Source organism: Methylorubrum sp. B1-46 (assembly GCF_021117295.1).
In the GTDB taxonomy this organism is placed as follows: domain Bacteria; phylum Pseudomonadota; class Alphaproteobacteria; order Rhizobiales; family Beijerinckiaceae; genus Methylobacterium.
The window spans coordinates 602,979-617,500 of sequence record NZ_CP088247.1; the positions used below are offsets into that span (position 1 = coordinate 602,979).

Below are 14,522 nucleotides of genomic sequence, written 5' to 3' on the forward strand. Positions count from 1 at the left end.
CACCCCGGCGCATGGGCGGGAAGGGCACGCAGCCGCATGGACACGCAACAGGCCGGCCGGGTGCTCATCGCGGGCGGCGGCATCGCCGGGCTCGCCCTCAGGCGGGCCCTGCATCAGCGGGGCATCCCCTCGCTCACGCTGGAGCGGCGCGGGGTGCAGGCGGAGGCGGGGCTCGCGATCAACCTGCCCGGCAACGCGGTGCAGGCGCTGAGCCGGCTCGGCCTGCTCGACGGGCTGCGCAAGACCGGTTCGCCGGTGCGCCGCCGCGAGTACCGCACCGCGCGCGGGCGTCTTCTCTTCGCGGTTGACGAGGAAGCCTTCTGGGGCGGCGAGACCGTTTCCCACTGCCTGCGCCGCGCCGACCTGCTGTGCCTCCTGCAGCGCGACCTGCCGGACGACGACATTCAGCAGGGAGCCGGGATCGCCGGTATTCAGCTGGGCACAGAGGGGGCTCGGGTCGAGCGAGAGGACGGCACGATCGAATCGGGCGGCCTGCTGGTCGGCGCGGACGGCGTGCACTCGACGGTTCGCCGCGACCTGTTCGGCGATCGGGCGCTCGGCGCCGCGATGCTGGCCAGCCAGAGCTGGCGCTTCATGACACCCAATCCCGGCATCGAAGCCTGGACCCTCTGGGCCGGAACCGGAGCGCTCTTCCTGCTGATCCCGGTCGATCGCGGCGAGGCCTATGTCTGGGTTTCAGCGACCACGGAGCGAAGCGACAGCACCGACTCGGCGGCGATCCGCGGCGCCTTCGCCGCCTTCCCACGTCTCGTTCGCGACACGCTCGATGCGGCCGTCGCGCGGCTGGGTGCGATCTACCACTCGCCGCTGGAAGAGGTTCGCATCGCGGCCTGGGCACGCGACCGTGTCGTCCTGCTCGGAGACGCAGCCCACGCGACCGCGCCGGTCTGGGCCCAGGGCGCGGCACTCGCGCTGGAGGACGCGCTGGTGCTGGCCCGACTGCTGGCGGAGCGAAACGACTGGACCGGTGTCGGAGCGGAGTACGAGCGCCTGCGCCGTCCCCGCGTCGAGCATGTCCAGCGGATGACGGATCGCCTGTCGCGCACGGCACGGTGGCCGGATTGGGCGAGAAACCTGCTGCTTCCGGTCGTCGGCCCGCGCAGCTACCGCGCCACCTACGATCCGCTTCGCACGTCGGTCATCTGATGCCGAAGATCGCGCTTCGCTCGAAGCCGCCCTCTCAGACCTGCCCGTGAGGCCGAACGATGGGGAGGAGTGGAGCGGGTGAAGGGAATCGAACCCTCGTATTCAGCTTGGAAGGCTGCTGCTCTACCATTGAGCTACACCCGCAGACCGAAACTCACACTGAAGAACCGGTTGCACAGGTTCTTTCCGCGCGGAGCGGCGTTGCAGCGCGGCGATAGCACGGCTGGGCCTGTTTGAGAAGCGCGAACCGGGCTCTCGCCCTCATGTGGAAGCTGTGCCAGGGAGAGCGGATCGCCGGGCGAGCCCCCGGTTCTGGCCCGTTCGTCGGATCCACCGTTGTTTCATCGCCGCAAGCCCGTCCCTCCCCCAATCGACATCCATGACGACGCGTCGATTGAATCCGCGCGCCTCGACATCCGCGGCGTGAGCCGGCGCTACGGCCGGACGCTTGCGCTCGACGACGTGTCGCTGTCATTGTCGGCGGGCGAGATCCTGGCCGTACTGGGCGATTCCGGCTGCGGGAAGAGCACCCTTCTGCGGCTGGTCGCCGGGCTCGATGCGCCGGATACCGGCGAGATCCGCATCGATGGCCGGTCCGTCGCCGGTCGCGGCGGCGAGGAACCGCCGGAGACCCGCGGCGTCGGCCTGATGTTTCAGGATTACGCCCTGTTTCCGCATCTCACCGTTCTGGCCAATGTCCGGTTCGGGCTGCGTCATCTGCCGGGCAAGCAGGCGCGGGAGGTGGCGCGAGAGCGCCTCGCCGAGGTCGGGCTGGCGGGTCGCGAGGCGAGCTATCCGGCGACGCTGTCCGGCGGTGAGGCGCAGCGGGTGGCATTGGCCCGCGCCCTCGCACCGCGCCCCCGGCTGCTGCTGCTCGACGAGCCGTTCTCGAATCTTGACGCCGGCACCCGCGAGCGGGTTCGCGCCGACACCCTCGCCGTCCTGCGCCAGGACGGGATCGGCGCTATCCTCGTCACCCACGACGCCGCCGAGGCCGTGGAGTTCGCCGACCGCATCGCCCTGATGCGGAAGGGTCGGCTGGTCCAGTGCGACACCGCCGAAGCGCTGTATCGCGCACCCGTTTGCCCCTTCGCCGCGCGGGCGCTCGGCGACGTGGTGATGGTCGCCGGCCTCGTCTCCGGCGGCCGCCTGACGACGCCGCTCGGAAGCGTCGCCCTGCCCTCCCCCGCGCCCGACGGCGCCGTACAAGCCTGCCTACGGCCGGAGGCGATCCGCATCGTGCCGCGCGGCGAAGGCGTGCCGGGCCGGGTCCTGCGCCGCAGCTTTGCCGGAGCGAGCTCCCGCATCGTCGTCGAAGTCGCGGGCCTCGACGCGCCCCTGCGCCTCACCGCAGGACCGGATGAGATTACGGATGACATCGTCGAGTTGGGCCTCGTGGAAGGAAGGGTCTTGGTCTTTCGCGAGACCGAGCCCGCCTGATGCCCTCATTTTATCTGGAATAACTATAAATCATCAGACTTGTCGGCCCACTTGACCGTCTATAACACCCAACGAGCATCGACGATGCTCGGGGGAATTGAATGTTGCGGCTGCGAAAGTTCGGTTGTTTCGTGGGTTTCAGCCTCGCCCTTGCTCTGGCTGGCCAAGCACAGGGCGCGGAGGTGAATCTCTACACCACCCGCGAGCCGGGCCTGATCCGTCCCCTCCTCGACGCCTACACCGCCAAGAGCGGCGTGACGGTGAACACCGTGTTCGTCGAGAAGGGCTTGGCCGAGCGTATCGCCGCGGAAGGTGCCCGCAGCAGCGCCGACGTGGTCATGACGGTCGATATCGGCAACCTGATCGAGTTGGTCGACCGCGACCTCGCGCAGCCGGTCCGGTCCTCCGTTCTGGAGGCGGCTGTTCCCGCGCCCCTGCGTGACGGGGACGGGCGCTGGTTCGCCCTCTCCATGCGCGCCCGCGTGCTTTACGCCGACAAGGCGCTCGGTGACCTGAACGCGGCGACCTACGAATCGCTCGCTGACCCGAAATGGAAGGGCAAGATCTGCCTCCGGTCGGGACAGCACCCCTACAACACCGCGCTGATCGCGGCCTTCCTCGTCCGCCACGGCCCGGAGAAGACGGAGAGCTGGCTGCGCGGGCTCAAGGCCAACCTCGCCCGCAAGGCGGCCGGCGGCGACCGGGACGTGGCGCGCGACATCGCCGCCGACCTCTGCGAGATCGGACTCGCCAACTCCTACTATGTCGGGCTGATGCGCTCGGGCCGCGGCGGACCGGACCAGCAGAAATGGGGCGAGGCCATCAAGGTCGTGCTGCCGACCTTCGAGGGCGGCGGCACCCACGTGAACGTGTCGGGCGCCATCGTCGCCAAAAACGCGCCGCATCGCGAGGAGGCGGTCAAGCTCCTCGAATATCTCGTTTCCGACGAGGCGCAGGCGCTCTACGCCAAGGCCGACTTCGAATACCCGGTCAAGGCCGGCGTCGCGGCCGATCCGATGCTGCAGGCTCTCGGTCCCCTGACCTTCGACACGACGCCGCTCGTCGAGATCGCCCGCAACCGCAAGGCGGCGAGCCTGCTGGCGGACAAGGTCGGCTTCGACAACTGACCGCTCTGAACTGATACCGGTCCGTTCCCGAGGCGGCCGGCCGAAGGAACGGACCCAAGACGCATCCATGAAGCCCGCACGTGGCCTCCTTCATGCTGCGGCGGCGCTGCTGGCCGTCATCCTCCTGGCGCCGGTCGTCTCGCTCGCCGTCGCGGCGGCCGAGGGGACCGGCGAGCTGTGGCCGCATCTGGCGGCCTACGTCCTGCCCCAGGCGATCCGCGACACCGGCCTGCTGCTCGCCGGCGTCGGACTCCTGGTGATCGGGCTCGGCACCGGAACGGCGTGGCTCGTCTCGGCCTTCGCCTTCCCCGGCCGCCGGCTCCTCGATGCGGCCCTGCTGCTGCCGCTCGCCGTACCCACCTACGTCGTCGCCTACGCCTATCTCGACCTGATGCACCCGCTCGGGCCGGTGCAGAGCGGCCTGCGGGCGCTCCTCGGCCTGTCGAGCCCGCGCGACCTCCGCTTCCCCGATCTGCGCTCGCTGCCGGGCTGCATCCTGCTCCTCGGCCTCGTTCTCTACCCCTACGTCTACCTGCCGACACGGGCGCTGTTCCTGATGCGGGCGGGGACGCTGCTGGAGGCCGCCCGGATGCTCGGCGCCGGGCCGGTGCGAACCTTCTTCCGGGTCGCGCTGCCCCTGGCCCGGCCGGCCATCGCCCTCGGCACAGGCCTCGCACTGATGGAGGCGCTCAACGATGTCGGCGCGGCCGAGTTCCTGGGGGTCCGCACCCTGACGGTGCAGGTCTACGCGACCTGGGTGAACCGCTCGGACCTGCCCGGCGCCGCGCAGATTGCTCTGGTGATGCTGGTCGGCGTCGTCGGTCTCGTCGCGCTGGAGCGGCTCGCGCGCGGCGGCCGGGGCTATGCCGGCACGGGCCATCGCGACCGGACGACCGCGCGCCGGGTCCTCTCCGGCTGGCGGGCGGGTCTCGCCCTCACCCTCGGACTCACCCCCGTTCTCCTCGGCTTCGGCCTGCCGGCGGGCTATCTCGCCTGCTCCGCCTGGCAGCGGCTGCGGGCCACGGGGCTGCCGGAGACGCTGGCCGCGCAGGCCTTCAACACCGTGCTCTACGCCGGCGCCGCGGCCTTCGTGACGGTCGCGGTGGGGCTGCTGGTGGCCGCCTCCCCGCACCTGCTGGGGCGGCGAAGCGGGACGGCGCTGATCCGGGCGGCCGGCCTCGGCTACGCGATGCCCGGTACGGTGCTGGCGGTGGGGCTGCTCGCACCGCTCGCCCTACTCGATACAGGGGTGAGCCATCTGGCCGGCGCGGGGCTCGGCTGGGTTCCGGCCGTGGGCCTCGGCACGGGCGCGGCGCTCGTCATCGCCTACACGCTGCGCTTTCTCACCATTTCGGTCGGCGCGACGGAAGCGGGTTTCGCCCGCATCCCCTCGACTCTTCCCGATGCGGCGCGGATGCTGGGGCGTGGGCGTTTCAGCACCTTGCTCGCAGTGCAATTGCCGCTGGCATGGCCCGCCGTCCTGAGCGGGGCGCTGCTCGCCTTCGTGGATATGGCGAAGGAATTGCCGGTGACGTTGCTGCTGCGACCGCTCAACGTCGAGACCCTGAGCACGCACCTCTACGGCGAGGCCGCCCGCGGCACCTACGAGGACGGTGCCGCGAGCGCGCTGCTGATCGTCATGACGGGTCTGATCCCCGTCGCGTTGCTGCTGCGCCTCGACCGGGATGCCGGGCTGCGGCAGCGCCGATCGGACGCCTGAAGCGGTTTCCGTCTAATACGAGCGGGAAGCGTCTCGTTCAGCCCGCCCGGCGCTTGAAGAAAGCCCATCGCGCTGGCGCGATGGGATCCCGCCGAGGCTTAACTCCGCTGTCCCGAAGGATCGCCAGACGAAATCAAACAGATCGGCCGCGCCCCGTCCTCACATGCCGCCGAGGAGGACGTTCATCGATCCGACAACGGTCATCACGAGGCCACAGGCGAACACGGCAATCATGGCGTAGGACACGGGCTTCAGCTGCATGCGCAGTCAACTCCTTGCGATCATTGACAGCCTCCGGACGAGCCGATCCCACGGCGTGGCGGGGATGGCCGGGAGACGGTGAGAGACAGGTAAGAGGCCAGAATGGCCCGGCACCTCCATCAACGACGGGGACGCCGGACCATTCCATCAGAAGAGATGAAAAATTGGGTCGAAACGAAGAAGATCGGCTCTAATCGCGAGGATGTGAGGCTAACGCCGACTCATCTATCGATAAAATTCCGAACGATTTCGGGATTTGCACGATATTACGACAGCCTCACGCCTTACTTCATTCATCGTTGCTTCAGCAGCGCGGTCCGCCGGCCGTCTGGCCATACTGCTTGACCGGGAAATTCTGCTGGTTCGCGTTACCCTCGGCCGCCGAACTCATCGGGCAGCTCGTGTACTTCGGGCTGTCATGGACACCGAGCGAGCCCGTGGTCTCGACGTCGTAGGGCGCGGTCCGACGGCTTTCGTAGTCGAAGGCCATGGCGGATGAGGTCGGGGCAGCAATGCCGACGATGATGGCGGCAGCAATGGCGAAGGACTTTGTATTCATTGAAAGATAATTCTCTTTCTTGCGATTGGTCCGTCAGGAAAAGTGCACTTCTCCTTTGGTAGTATTGATATAGACGCTCATTCGTTGGCATGACGTGCCGAGCCACACTCACCGTCAGGGATTAAATTCGGGCCTCGACTTGTCTCGCACCTTCCTCATCGGAAGCGGTTGAAGCATCACGGGAAACGGCCTGCTGCGCGTCGCGGACGCAGCACGACCGGCCAGGGCCCCGGCCTCGGTTCGTGACGATGTCGCTTTCGATGACCGCGGCGCGGCTCAGCGCCGGTTCGGCAGACGTGTGTCCGTGCTCGTCGGGCCGGGCAGTGCCCTGCGCTCGAGCCCCTTGTGCAGGTGGACCATCAGAGCGACGCCGAAGAGCGGCGTGATGAGGTTGATGATCGGCACGATCATCAGGCCGGCGAGCAGGCAACCGGCAGCGATCACCGTGAACCCGTAATGCTCACGCATCGCCCGCGCCTCCGGCAGCGGCCGGAACCGGCCGGCGGCGAGTTCGAAATATTCGCGTCCGAGCAGGTAGGCGTTGGCGCCGAAGAAGGCGAACAGGTTCACCCCCGGCACGAAGACGAGGATCAGCGCGACGAGATTCACGAGCAGGGCAAGGCCGGCGAAGCGCAGAGCCGAGCCGAGCGCCTGCCCCCAGGGCAGCGCCCGCCCCGGCGCGTCGGTAGGAAAGTCGCTGTGTTCCACGACCTCGGCGACGTCGTCGAGGAAGAAGCCGGCCACGAGGATCGACACCGCGGGCATGATGTAGGCCAAAGCCACGAACAGCCCGGCGCCGGCCAGGAAGAAGGCGAGCGTGTCGAAGAACGGATAATCGGCCGAGATGTGGTGGCTCGCCTGAAACGCCTGGATCAGGCGCGTCAGTCCGAACCAGACGACCACCAGCAGCCCGACCGTGAGCGCCAGCGACTTGAAGAGGATTCCGCGCAGGGCGGGCGAGAATACCTGCCGCAGGGCAGCGGCGGCGGCCTTCATGAGCATCGCGCCCTTCAGTCCTTTTCGATGATCTGCCCGCCCAGGCTGGGTTTTCGCCGCCCTGCTCCCGCGGCGCAAGTGTCGTTTCCGGAGGAATGCCGACAAAGCCGGGCTCTTGAGAGCGATTGACGCGTTGCTCCGGGAACGAGATCCGCCGGAGCCCCGCGCATGGCACGCCCGTCCCTCCTCCGTCTCCTTCCGCTTGCCGCCCTGCTCGCCGCCACACCCGCCACCGCCCACGAGGTCGGCGCCTGGGCCGGCGCCAGTTCCGCCCCAGCGGAGCGTTCCGAGGTTGCGGTCGCGGCGCTCGACGGCAAGGCCTACGTCATCGGCGATTACAACGGCGCGACCGAACTGCTGATCTACGATCTCGCCGCGGACAAGTGGGACAAGGGCGCGCCCTTCCCCTACCCCGTCCACCATACCATGGCGGCGGAGAAGGGCGGTCGGATCTACGTCTTCGGCGGTTACGTGAATGGCTGGGAGGCGAGCGACAAGGTTTGGGCCTACGACCCGGCGAGGAACGCCTGGGAGCCCCGTGCGCCGATGCCGACCCCGCGGGCGGCCGGCGGAGCGGCCTTGCTCGGGGACAGGATCCACGTGGTCGGCGGCAGCGGTTCGGGGCGCGGCAACGTGCGCAGCCACGAAATCTACGATCCGGTCAGTGATCGCTGGAGCAAGGCGGCCGACCTGCCGACGCCCCGCGACCACCTCGCGGTGCAGGCCGTGGAGGGCCGCCTCGTCGCCAGCGGCGGCCGGATCGACGGCGATTCGGGCAAGAATCTCTCGGCCAACCAGGTCTACGATCCGGCGCGCGACGCCTGGAGCGAGGCGGCGCCCCTGCCGACCGCCCGCAGCGGCGTCGCCTCCGCCGTGCTCGGCCGCGAGGTCTTCGTCATCGGCGGCGAATCGAACCGCCGAACCTACGACGAGGTCGAAGCCTTCGACCTGCCGGCCAATCTCTGGCGTGCTCTGGCCCGGCTTCCCACCGCTCGGCACGGTTTCGGCGCCGTGACCTACAAGGGCCGCATCTACACCCTGACCGGGAGTCCACGGCCCGGCGGCGACCGATCCAGCACGGTGGAGGTGCTCGACCCGAACGGCACCGCACCCGCACGATGAGCCATCACGCAGGCGCTTGCCGCGGCCGGGTCGGCGGACGACATCAGGGCCGCCTTCCCAGATTCGCATCGAGACCATGCTCATCGTCCCCGAGCACGCCCGCTTCCGCCAGACGGTCACGCCGCGCCTCGCGCCGCTGCCGACAGCCCCCGACGTCATCGTGATCGGTGCGGGCGCGGCCGGCATCGCGTCCGCCCGCCGGCTCACCGAGCGCGGGCTGTCCGTCGCGGTTCTCGAGGCACGCGACCGGGTCGGCGGGCGAGCGATGACGACCCGGCTGCGGGGCCACGCCGTCGATCTCGGCGCGCACTGGCTGCATGCCGGGCCGATCAATCCCCTCGTCGCTCTGGGCAAAGCGCGCGGCGAGCCGCTGCGGCGTGCCCCGCAGCACGAGCATCTCTGGATCGGGCGCCGTCCGGGACGGCCAGCCGAGGAGGCCGCCTTCTCCCGCGCCTTCGGCGTCGCCGACCGGGCGATCACGCACGCGGCCGCCCGCAGCGAGGACGGGCCGGCGTCGCGCGCCCTGCCCCGCCATCTCGGCCCCTGGGGCGCGCGCATCGCTCTCGTTCATGCCCTGGTCTCGGGCCGGCCCCTCGACGAGGTCTCGCTGCACGACTGGCCGAGTCTGGAATACGGCGACAATTTCTTCATCGCGGGCGGCTATGGCGCCTATCTGGCACGGCTCGCCCTCGGACTGCCGATCCGGCTCGGCTGCCCGGTCACCGGCCTCGACTGGTCGGGACGGGGTGTGCGGGCGCATTTCGCCGATGGCGGGCAGATCGCGGCGCGGGCCGCCATCGTCACCGTGCCGGTGTTCGTGCTTCAAGAGGCCTTCCGCTTCGAGCCGCCCCTGCCCGACCGCGCCCGCGAGGCCATCGGTGGTTTCCTCTCGGGCATCTATGAGCACGTCGTGCTGCACTGGCCCTCCGCCCCGTTCAGCGGATGCGACCGGCTCGCCAGCGTGGTCGGCGGACATTCCAAGCCGCCGGGAATGCTGACGCGGATCGACGGCGCGCCCTTCCACTATCTCGAGCTGGACACCGCCCTGACGCGCGCCCTCGATGCCGCCGGGGCCGGTCCCGACGGGGCGCGTCGCCTCGCCCGCGCGGTGCTGGCGGAGCATTTCGGCCGCGGCGCTCTTGCCGACCTCGCGATTCCGGCGGTCACCGCTTGGCGGCACGACCCCTGGTCGCGCGGCTCCTGGGCGGTGGTTCCCCCCGGCCACGCTGCGGCCCGGACAATGCTCCAGGAACCGGTCGGCGAGCGGATCTGGTTTGCCGGCGAGGCCAATTCCCGTGCGCAATGGGGCACCGCGGGCGGCGCCTACGAAGAAGGGCTTCGCGCCGCCGACCACGTCGCCGGCACCCTCACCGACGCGGCGTGCCTGCCGGATCGTCGCGCGAGCGCCTGAGCGCTCCCGCACCGCTCCCCTCCCGCTTCCCCTTGCATCCCCCGCCCGGATGCGCGAACCGCCGGTGCGACAGGCGCGCGCAAGCGCCCGCCGGACCAGGGCCGGCCGAGAGCGGGGGCATCACGATGAACTGGGTCGAGGGGATCGGTTATCTGGGGACGGCACTCACCGTCGCCTCCTCGGCGATGGGGACGATGATCCCGCTGCGCATCGTGGCGCTCTGTGCGAGCTGCGCCGTCATCACCTACGGCTTCCTGATCGGCAGCGTGCCGGTGATGCTGACGGAGGCGATCCAGATCCCGTTCAATGCGTGGCGGCTCTACGAGATGGTCCGCCTCGTGCGCGAGACCGAGCGGGCGGCCTCCGGCGACCTCTCCCTCGACTGGCTGAAACCCTTCGGCACCCTGCGGCGCTTCCGGGCCGGCGAGGTGCTGTTCCTCAAGGGCGACCCGGCGCACGAGATGTACCTGATCGAGAGCGGACGCTTCCGGATCGCCGAGCAGGGCCTCGACATCCGGCCGGGCCAGATCGTCGGCGAACTCGGCATGCTCTCGCCGGGCAACCAACGGACCGGGTCGCTTGCCTGCGTGGAGGCGGGCACCGCGCGCTGCCTGTCCTATTCCGAGGTCAAGCAGCTCTATTACCAGAACCCAGAATTCGGCTTCTACTTCCTGAAGCTGACGAGCGAGCGCCTGTTCCAGAGCGCCGCCGAGGCGGCGGAGACGGCGCGGCCCGCCGCGGCGGCCGGCAGCGACGTGCTGTGAGATTTCGTGTCTCTCACGAGACGCCCGTCGCGCTGTTCTCGCCAGAGCGAGAACGGTCGTGACCGGGAGTTTTGTGAGGCACTCTTACCCGGATTGCCGCATGAAGCTCTCCGGCGTGCCGGTGCCGGCTTCGACGAACCGAATGTCGCGCGGCTCGCGGCGGGGGGTATCGACGGAGAGGAACACCACAGGCTCCTCCAGGATTTCGGGCACCGAATGCACCACGCCGCGCTTGAAGAACACGAGCGTGCCCGGCCCGACCTCGACCGGCGGCGCATCGCCGAACTGCATCCGGCAGCGCCCGGAGAGCGCGTAGAGATACTCATCGCAGGTGGTGTGATAGTGCGGGGGCGTCGGCCGGTAGACCCGGAAGACGCGGGCGCTGGCCGTCTCGTCGTCGGTGAACCGGTGATCGGCGACCATCGTCGTCGCTGTCTCGGGCAGACGACGCACGCTCTCGGCCACGTCGAACACCCCGTGGCCGGCTGCCTGCTCCTCGTCCATGGGCCCATGCTCCGTCTCGTTGAGCCAGAACTATGCCGGCGCGACGGAGCGGTGCACAGGGGTCGCCCCCCCAAGCGTTTCATCACAGGACGGAAAATGTTAGGGAACGCGGTGCCGCACAGGTCGCGGCCGGGACATCGATGACCCTGAGACGATGCGGGGATACGAGGGAAACGCCCAGGTGATGGCGGATGTCGCCGCCGTGATCGAGCAGGCGCAGCGCGAGGGTCGCGATCTCGCGACGGCCTTGCGCATCGCCCGGGTGACGCTCGCCTATGTCAGCGGCCCCGAGCCCGAGCCCGATCAGGCTCGCGCCCTGGAAGCGCTCGACCGGCAGCTCCGCTCGCTCGCGGATTAAAGCATCGTCCCGAAAGGTGGCCACCGGCTTTCGGAAAAAGACGATGCAAGGACAATGCTCCAGAGACCGTCCGTGAGGGCGCGGCACAGATCGTCTCTCAAAAAGACCGGCGCCATCGTTCGGCACGATGCCCTATCCGGCGGCCTGCACGAGCAGAGTCACGGCCCCGAACAGCAGCACGGCAAGCACTGCCACCGCCATCAGGATCAGGGCCGCCCGCGACTCGCGTAGCTCTTGGTTGTCCATGGCCAGAGCTTAAGCGATGCCACCGACCGAGCATAGCGCGGCGGATGGGTTCGTTGATTTGCCGCGGCCCGGCCGCCTCAGGAGCGTCGGACGTGGCGGCGCGGTCCTAGAACCACAATGTCTTCCGGCCGCACGCCGCGATCCATCGGCGCAGCGTACGGCCCCAGGGTACCGTGCAGCGATTGTATCGCCCAGCGGCCGTACCAGTCGCCCGAGGGCGAGAAGCGAGGCCGCGCCGACGCCGCACGGCCGTCGCCCCACTGGGCATCTTTGAGGCCGATGAAGCGCGTCTCGGCGGACCCGTCGGCGAGCAGACCGAAGAGAATCGGTCGCGCATCGTCGCTCGAGGCGTTCATCGCGAGGGCCGGCAGCGGCATTTCCAAAAGCTTTCTCCAGGACAGATCGGATCGTCCGAAATTGGGACGGTGATCGGCCTCGCTGCAAATCCGAAGCCTGAAGCGCCTGTCGCGCGACAGAGTCAGGGGGCTCGCCATGGCAATGCCTGCAACCGTGGCTCACCGTTTGCCACTGCGGAGCGAAAGCCGTGCGAGCTGACGCGGAATGTGTCGCGATGGCACGCCGCCACGCCTGTGGCGACGCTCTGAAGGTCCTTGTCGAGACCGAACTCTCTGCCAGATCAGGAGTGGCCCTGTATGAAGAACACTGTCGGCCTCCTTCTAGGCCCGGTTCGCCGCCGCTTCGCCGTTCTCGGTCTGCTCGGCGCTCTCGTCGTTACCGTGGCTTGGTGGTTCATCGTGGCCCGCGGCGTTTGGCTGGCGGTCGAATGGGCTTCCGCCTGACGGCCGCACCCGCGTCGTTGCACCAAACGTTCTTTCTTCAGAACGGAGCACTGATGGATCTTCCTTCTCGCATGTCCGAGCAGTGGGAGAAAAAACTTGCTAATCGGCCTATCTATGGCCCGAGGAGGGGATTGAAGTCGACATATCGCGCATAGCGCCGAGCTTGACATCGTTCTTTAAAAAGAACACTTCCTCCTCATGGATGGGTGAAGACCCGCGATGTGGAGACGAGACGACGTGTTCGACGGACATCCGATCAAGCTGGGCAAAAAGCTCCACCGGCGCGCAGCCCTCCTCGGCTTTGCCATGGCCGCCAGCCTCGTATCGGCCGGCAGCGCCCGGGCGCAGACCGAGATTCTCAACGTGTCCTACGACCCGACGCGCGAACTCTACCGCGAGATCAACGCGGCCTTCATCGAAGAATGGAAGGCCAAGACCGGCGAGACGGTCACCGTGCGCGCGGCCCATGGCGGCTCGGGTGCGCAGGCTCGTACAGTCATCGACGGCATCCCCGCCGATGTCGTGACCCTCGGCATTCCCTCCGACATCGACGCGATCGCCAAGCTCTCGCAGAAGATCCCGGCGGATTGGCGCACCAAGCTCCCGAACGAGGGCCTGCCCTACACCTCGACCGTGGTATTCCTCGTCCGCAAGGGCAATCCCAAGGCCGTGAAGGATTGGAACGATCTGGCTAAGCCAGATGTGAAGGTCATCACCCCGAACCCGAAGACCTCCGCCGGCGGACGCTGGAACTTCCTCGCCGCCTGGGGCTACGCCTACGAGAAGGAAGGCAAGGACAAGGAGAAGGCCAACGCCTTCGTCGGCTCGCTCTACAAGAACGTCCCCGTGCTTGACACCGGCGCCCGCGGCTCGACCGTGACCTTCGCCCAGCGGGGTCTCGGCGACGTGCTGCCGACCTGGGAGAACGAGGCGTTCCTCGTGCTGGAGGAGTTCGGCAAGGACAAGTTCGACATCGTCGTGCCGCCGACCTCGATCTACGCCGAGCCGCCCGTTGCCCTGGTCGACGCCAACGTCGACAAGCGCGGCACGCGCAAGCAGGCCGAGGCTTACCTTCAGTTCCTGTACGGCGACCGGGCGCAGGCGATCTTCGCCAAGCATCATTATCGCCCGATCAAGCGCGAGGCGGCCAAGCCCGAGGATTTGGCGCAACTGCCCGAGATCAAGCTGTTCAAGATCGAGGATCTCCAGGGTTCCTGGGACGATATCCAGAAGGCCAACTTCGACAATGGTGGCCTGTTCGATCAACTGAGCAAGGCCGGGCGCTGACCGAATGGTCGAACCAGTGAAACCACGGCGGCGTTTTCGCCAACGGAGCGTGATCCCCGGCTTCGGGATCACCTTCGGCTACACGCTGACCTGCCTCGGCGTGATCGTGCTGCTGCCGCTCGCGGCCCTCGTCGTGAAGGCGTCCGGTCTCGGCTTCTCGGGGATCTGGGAGGTCGCGACCGACCCGCGCGTGGCGAGCGCCCTGCGCGTGAGCTTCGGCGTATCGCTGCTCGCCGCTCTGACGGCATCGATCTTCGGCGGCATCGTCGCCTGGGTGCTGACCCGCTACGATTTCCCCGGTCGCAAGCTCGCCGACGCCGTGGTCGATCTGCCCTTCGCCCTGCCGACGGCGGTGGCCGGCATCGCGTTGGCCTCGCTCTACGCACCCAACGGACTGGTCGGCGAACAGCTCGCCAAGATCGGCATCGAGGCGGCCTACACGCCGGTCGGTATCTTCATCGCCATGGTGTTCATCGGCTTGCCCTTCGCGGTCCGCACGGTGCAGCCGCTGATCGCCGAGATCGACAAGGAGGTCGAGGAGGCCTCGGCCATCCTGGGCGCCTCGCGGATCACCACGCTCACAAGGGTGGTGCTGCCGCCGCTGATCCCGGCGGTGCTGACCGGCTTCGCTCTCGCCTTCGCCCGCGGCGTCGGCGAGTACGGCTCGATCATCTTCATCGCCGGCAACCTGCCCTACGTCTCCGAGATCGCACCGCTGCTCATCGTCATCAAACTCTCGGAATTCGACTATGCGGGCGCG

General features: G+C 68.5%; 15 protein-coding genes and 1 tRNA gene (1 of these 16 only partly in view). 11 read left to right on the plus strand and 5 right to left on the minus strand.

What is annotated here, in order from left to right; genetic code table 11:
* The first annotated feature begins 36 nt into the window (after positions 1 to 36).
* Positions 37 to 1,167, plus strand: a complete 1,131-nt coding sequence (locus LPC10_RS02910) for an NAD(P)/FAD-dependent oxidoreductase (protein ID WP_231345388.1) — start codon at positions 37 to 39, stop codon at positions 1,165 to 1,167.
* Between the two features lie 70 nt (positions 1,168 to 1,237).
* Here LPC10_RS02910 and LPC10_RS02915 read toward each other — a convergent pair.
* A tRNA-Gly gene (locus tag LPC10_RS02915) sits at positions 1,238 to 1,311 on the minus strand.
* Positions 1,312 to 1,503: 192 nt separating this feature from the next.
* On the opposite strand from LPC10_RS02915, the gene LPC10_RS02920 reads away from it, so the two are divergent.
* From LPC10_RS02920 to LPC10_RS02930, 3 genes are all read left to right on the plus strand, one after another.
* Positions 1,504 to 2,607, plus strand: coding sequence for an ABC transporter ATP-binding protein (locus LPC10_RS02920; RefSeq protein WP_370644636.1), 1,104 nt, complete (start codon positions 1,504 to 1,506; stop codon positions 2,605 to 2,607).
* A gap of 101 nt (positions 2,608 to 2,708) precedes the next feature.
* Complete coding sequence (locus LPC10_RS02925; RefSeq protein ID WP_231345389.1) at positions 2,709 to 3,734, plus strand: extracellular solute-binding protein; 1,026 nt, start codon at positions 2,709 to 2,711, stop codon at positions 3,732 to 3,734.
* Positions 3,735 to 3,801: 67 nt separating this feature from the next.
* A complete protein-coding gene (locus LPC10_RS02930) occupies positions 3,802 to 5,454 on the plus strand; it encodes an iron ABC transporter permease (protein WP_231345390.1) in 1,653 nt (550 codons plus the stop codon).
* A gap of 565 nt (positions 5,455 to 6,019) precedes the next feature.
* Here LPC10_RS02930 and LPC10_RS02935 read toward each other — a convergent pair.
* Positions 6,020 to 6,274 carry a hypothetical protein gene (locus LPC10_RS02935; RefSeq protein WP_231345391.1) on the minus strand — a complete coding sequence of 85 codons (255 nt, stop codon included), beginning with the start codon at positions 6,272 to 6,274 and terminating at the stop codon, positions 6,020 to 6,022.
* A gap of 276 nt (positions 6,275 to 6,550) precedes the next feature.
* Complete coding sequence (locus LPC10_RS02940) at positions 6,551 to 7,276, minus strand: sulfate transporter family protein (protein WP_231345392.1); 726 nt, start codon at positions 7,274 to 7,276, stop codon at positions 6,551 to 6,553.
* 162 nt (positions 7,277 to 7,438) lie between these two features.
* Between LPC10_RS02940 and LPC10_RS02945 the strand changes: the two genes are divergently transcribed.
* From LPC10_RS02945 to LPC10_RS02955, 3 genes are all read left to right on the plus strand, one after another.
* Positions 7,439 to 8,392, plus strand: a complete 954-nt coding sequence (locus LPC10_RS02945; protein ID WP_231345393.1) for a kelch repeat-containing protein — start codon at positions 7,439 to 7,441, stop codon at positions 8,390 to 8,392.
* Positions 8,393 to 8,468: 76 nt separating this feature from the next.
* On the plus strand, positions 8,469 to 9,803 hold the full coding sequence (locus tag LPC10_RS02950) for an NAD(P)/FAD-dependent oxidoreductase (protein ID WP_231345394.1): 1,335 nt from the start codon (positions 8,469 to 8,471) through the stop codon (positions 9,801 to 9,803).
* Positions 9,804 to 9,928: 125 nt separating this feature from the next.
* Positions 9,929 to 10,567, plus strand: coding sequence for a Crp/Fnr family transcriptional regulator (locus LPC10_RS02955; protein ID WP_231345395.1), 639 nt, complete (start codon positions 9,929 to 9,931; stop codon positions 10,565 to 10,567).
* 84 nt (positions 10,568 to 10,651) lie between these two features.
* Here LPC10_RS02955 and LPC10_RS02960 read toward each other — a convergent pair whose 3' ends face one another.
* Entirely contained in the window at positions 10,652 to 11,071 is a 420-nt protein-coding gene (locus LPC10_RS02960; RefSeq protein WP_231345396.1) for a cupin domain-containing protein, read from the minus strand.
* A 154-nt stretch (positions 11,072 to 11,225) separates the two neighbouring features.
* Here LPC10_RS02960 and LPC10_RS02965 point away from each other — a divergent pair, with 154 nt between their 5' ends.
* Positions 11,226 to 11,429, plus strand: coding sequence for a hypothetical protein (locus LPC10_RS02965; protein WP_108938633.1), 204 nt, complete (start codon positions 11,226 to 11,228; stop codon positions 11,427 to 11,429).
* A gap of 323 nt (positions 11,430 to 11,752) precedes the next feature.
* Here the strand turns inward: LPC10_RS02965 and LPC10_RS02970 are convergent, their stop codons facing one another.
* A complete protein-coding gene (locus LPC10_RS02970) occupies positions 11,753 to 12,169 on the minus strand; it encodes a hypothetical protein (protein ID WP_231345397.1) in 417 nt (138 codons plus the stop codon).
* A 159-nt stretch (positions 12,170 to 12,328) separates the two neighbouring features.
* On the opposite strand from LPC10_RS02970, the gene LPC10_RS02975 reads away from it, so the two are divergent.
* The 3 genes from LPC10_RS02975 to cysT form a co-directional block, all read left to right on the plus strand.
* Entirely contained in the window at positions 12,329 to 12,475 is a 147-nt protein-coding gene (locus LPC10_RS02975; protein WP_231345398.1) for a hypothetical protein, read from the plus strand.
* A 219-nt stretch (positions 12,476 to 12,694) separates the two neighbouring features.
* The gene (locus LPC10_RS02980; RefSeq protein WP_231345399.1) at positions 12,695 to 13,762 is read left to right on the plus strand and encodes a sulfate ABC transporter substrate-binding protein; all 1,068 of its coding nucleotides are present in this window, start codon (positions 12,695 to 12,697) and stop codon (positions 13,760 to 13,762) included.
* 4 nt (positions 13,763 to 13,766) lie between these two features.
* Positions 13,767 to 14,522 carry the 5' portion of a sulfate ABC transporter permease subunit CysT gene (gene cysT / locus LPC10_RS02985; RefSeq protein WP_231345400.1) on the plus strand. The gene runs 99 nt beyond the window's last position, so 756 of the gene's 855 nt are visible here — the first part of the coding sequence; its start codon is at positions 13,767 to 13,769; its stop codon lies off the right edge, out of view.

Coding starts and splice junctions, on each gene's coding strand:
- LPC10_RS02910 (WP_231345388.1), top strand. CDS start 37: ATGGACACGCAACAGGCCGGCCGGGTGCTCATCGCGGGCGGCGGCATC.
- LPC10_RS02925 (WP_231345389.1), top strand. CDS start 2,709: ATGTTGCGGCTGCGAAAGTTCGGTTGTTTCGTGGGTTTCAGCCTCGCC.
- LPC10_RS02930 (WP_231345390.1), top strand. CDS start 3,802: ATGAAGCCCGCACGTGGCCTCCTTCATGCTGCGGCGGCGCTGCTGGCC.
- LPC10_RS02935 (WP_231345391.1), bottom strand. CDS start 6,274: ATGAATACAAAGTCCTTCGCCATTGCTGCCGCCATCATCGTCGGCATT.
- LPC10_RS02940 (WP_231345392.1), bottom strand. CDS start 7,276: ATGCTCATGAAGGCCGCCGCCGCTGCCCTGCGGCAGGTATTCTCGCCC.
- LPC10_RS02945 (WP_231345393.1), top strand. CDS start 7,439: ATGGCACGCCCGTCCCTCCTCCGTCTCCTTCCGCTTGCCGCCCTGCTC.
- LPC10_RS02950 (WP_231345394.1), top strand. CDS start 8,469: ATGCTCATCGTCCCCGAGCACGCCCGCTTCCGCCAGACGGTCACGCCG.
- LPC10_RS02955 (WP_231345395.1), top strand. CDS start 9,929: ATGAACTGGGTCGAGGGGATCGGTTATCTGGGGACGGCACTCACCGTC.
- LPC10_RS02960 (WP_231345396.1), bottom strand. CDS start 11,071: ATGGACGAGGAGCAGGCAGCCGGCCACGGGGTGTTCGACGTGGCCGAG.
- LPC10_RS02965 (WP_108938633.1), top strand. CDS start 11,226: ATGCGGGGATACGAGGGAAACGCCCAGGTGATGGCGGATGTCGCCGCC.
- LPC10_RS02970 (WP_231345397.1), bottom strand. CDS start 12,169: ATGGCGAGCCCCCTGACTCTGTCGCGCGACAGGCGCTTCAGGCTTCGG.
- LPC10_RS02975 (WP_231345398.1), top strand. CDS start 12,329: ATGAAGAACACTGTCGGCCTCCTTCTAGGCCCGGTTCGCCGCCGCTTC.
- LPC10_RS02980 (WP_231345399.1), top strand. CDS start 12,695: ATGTGGAGACGAGACGACGTGTTCGACGGACATCCGATCAAGCTGGGC.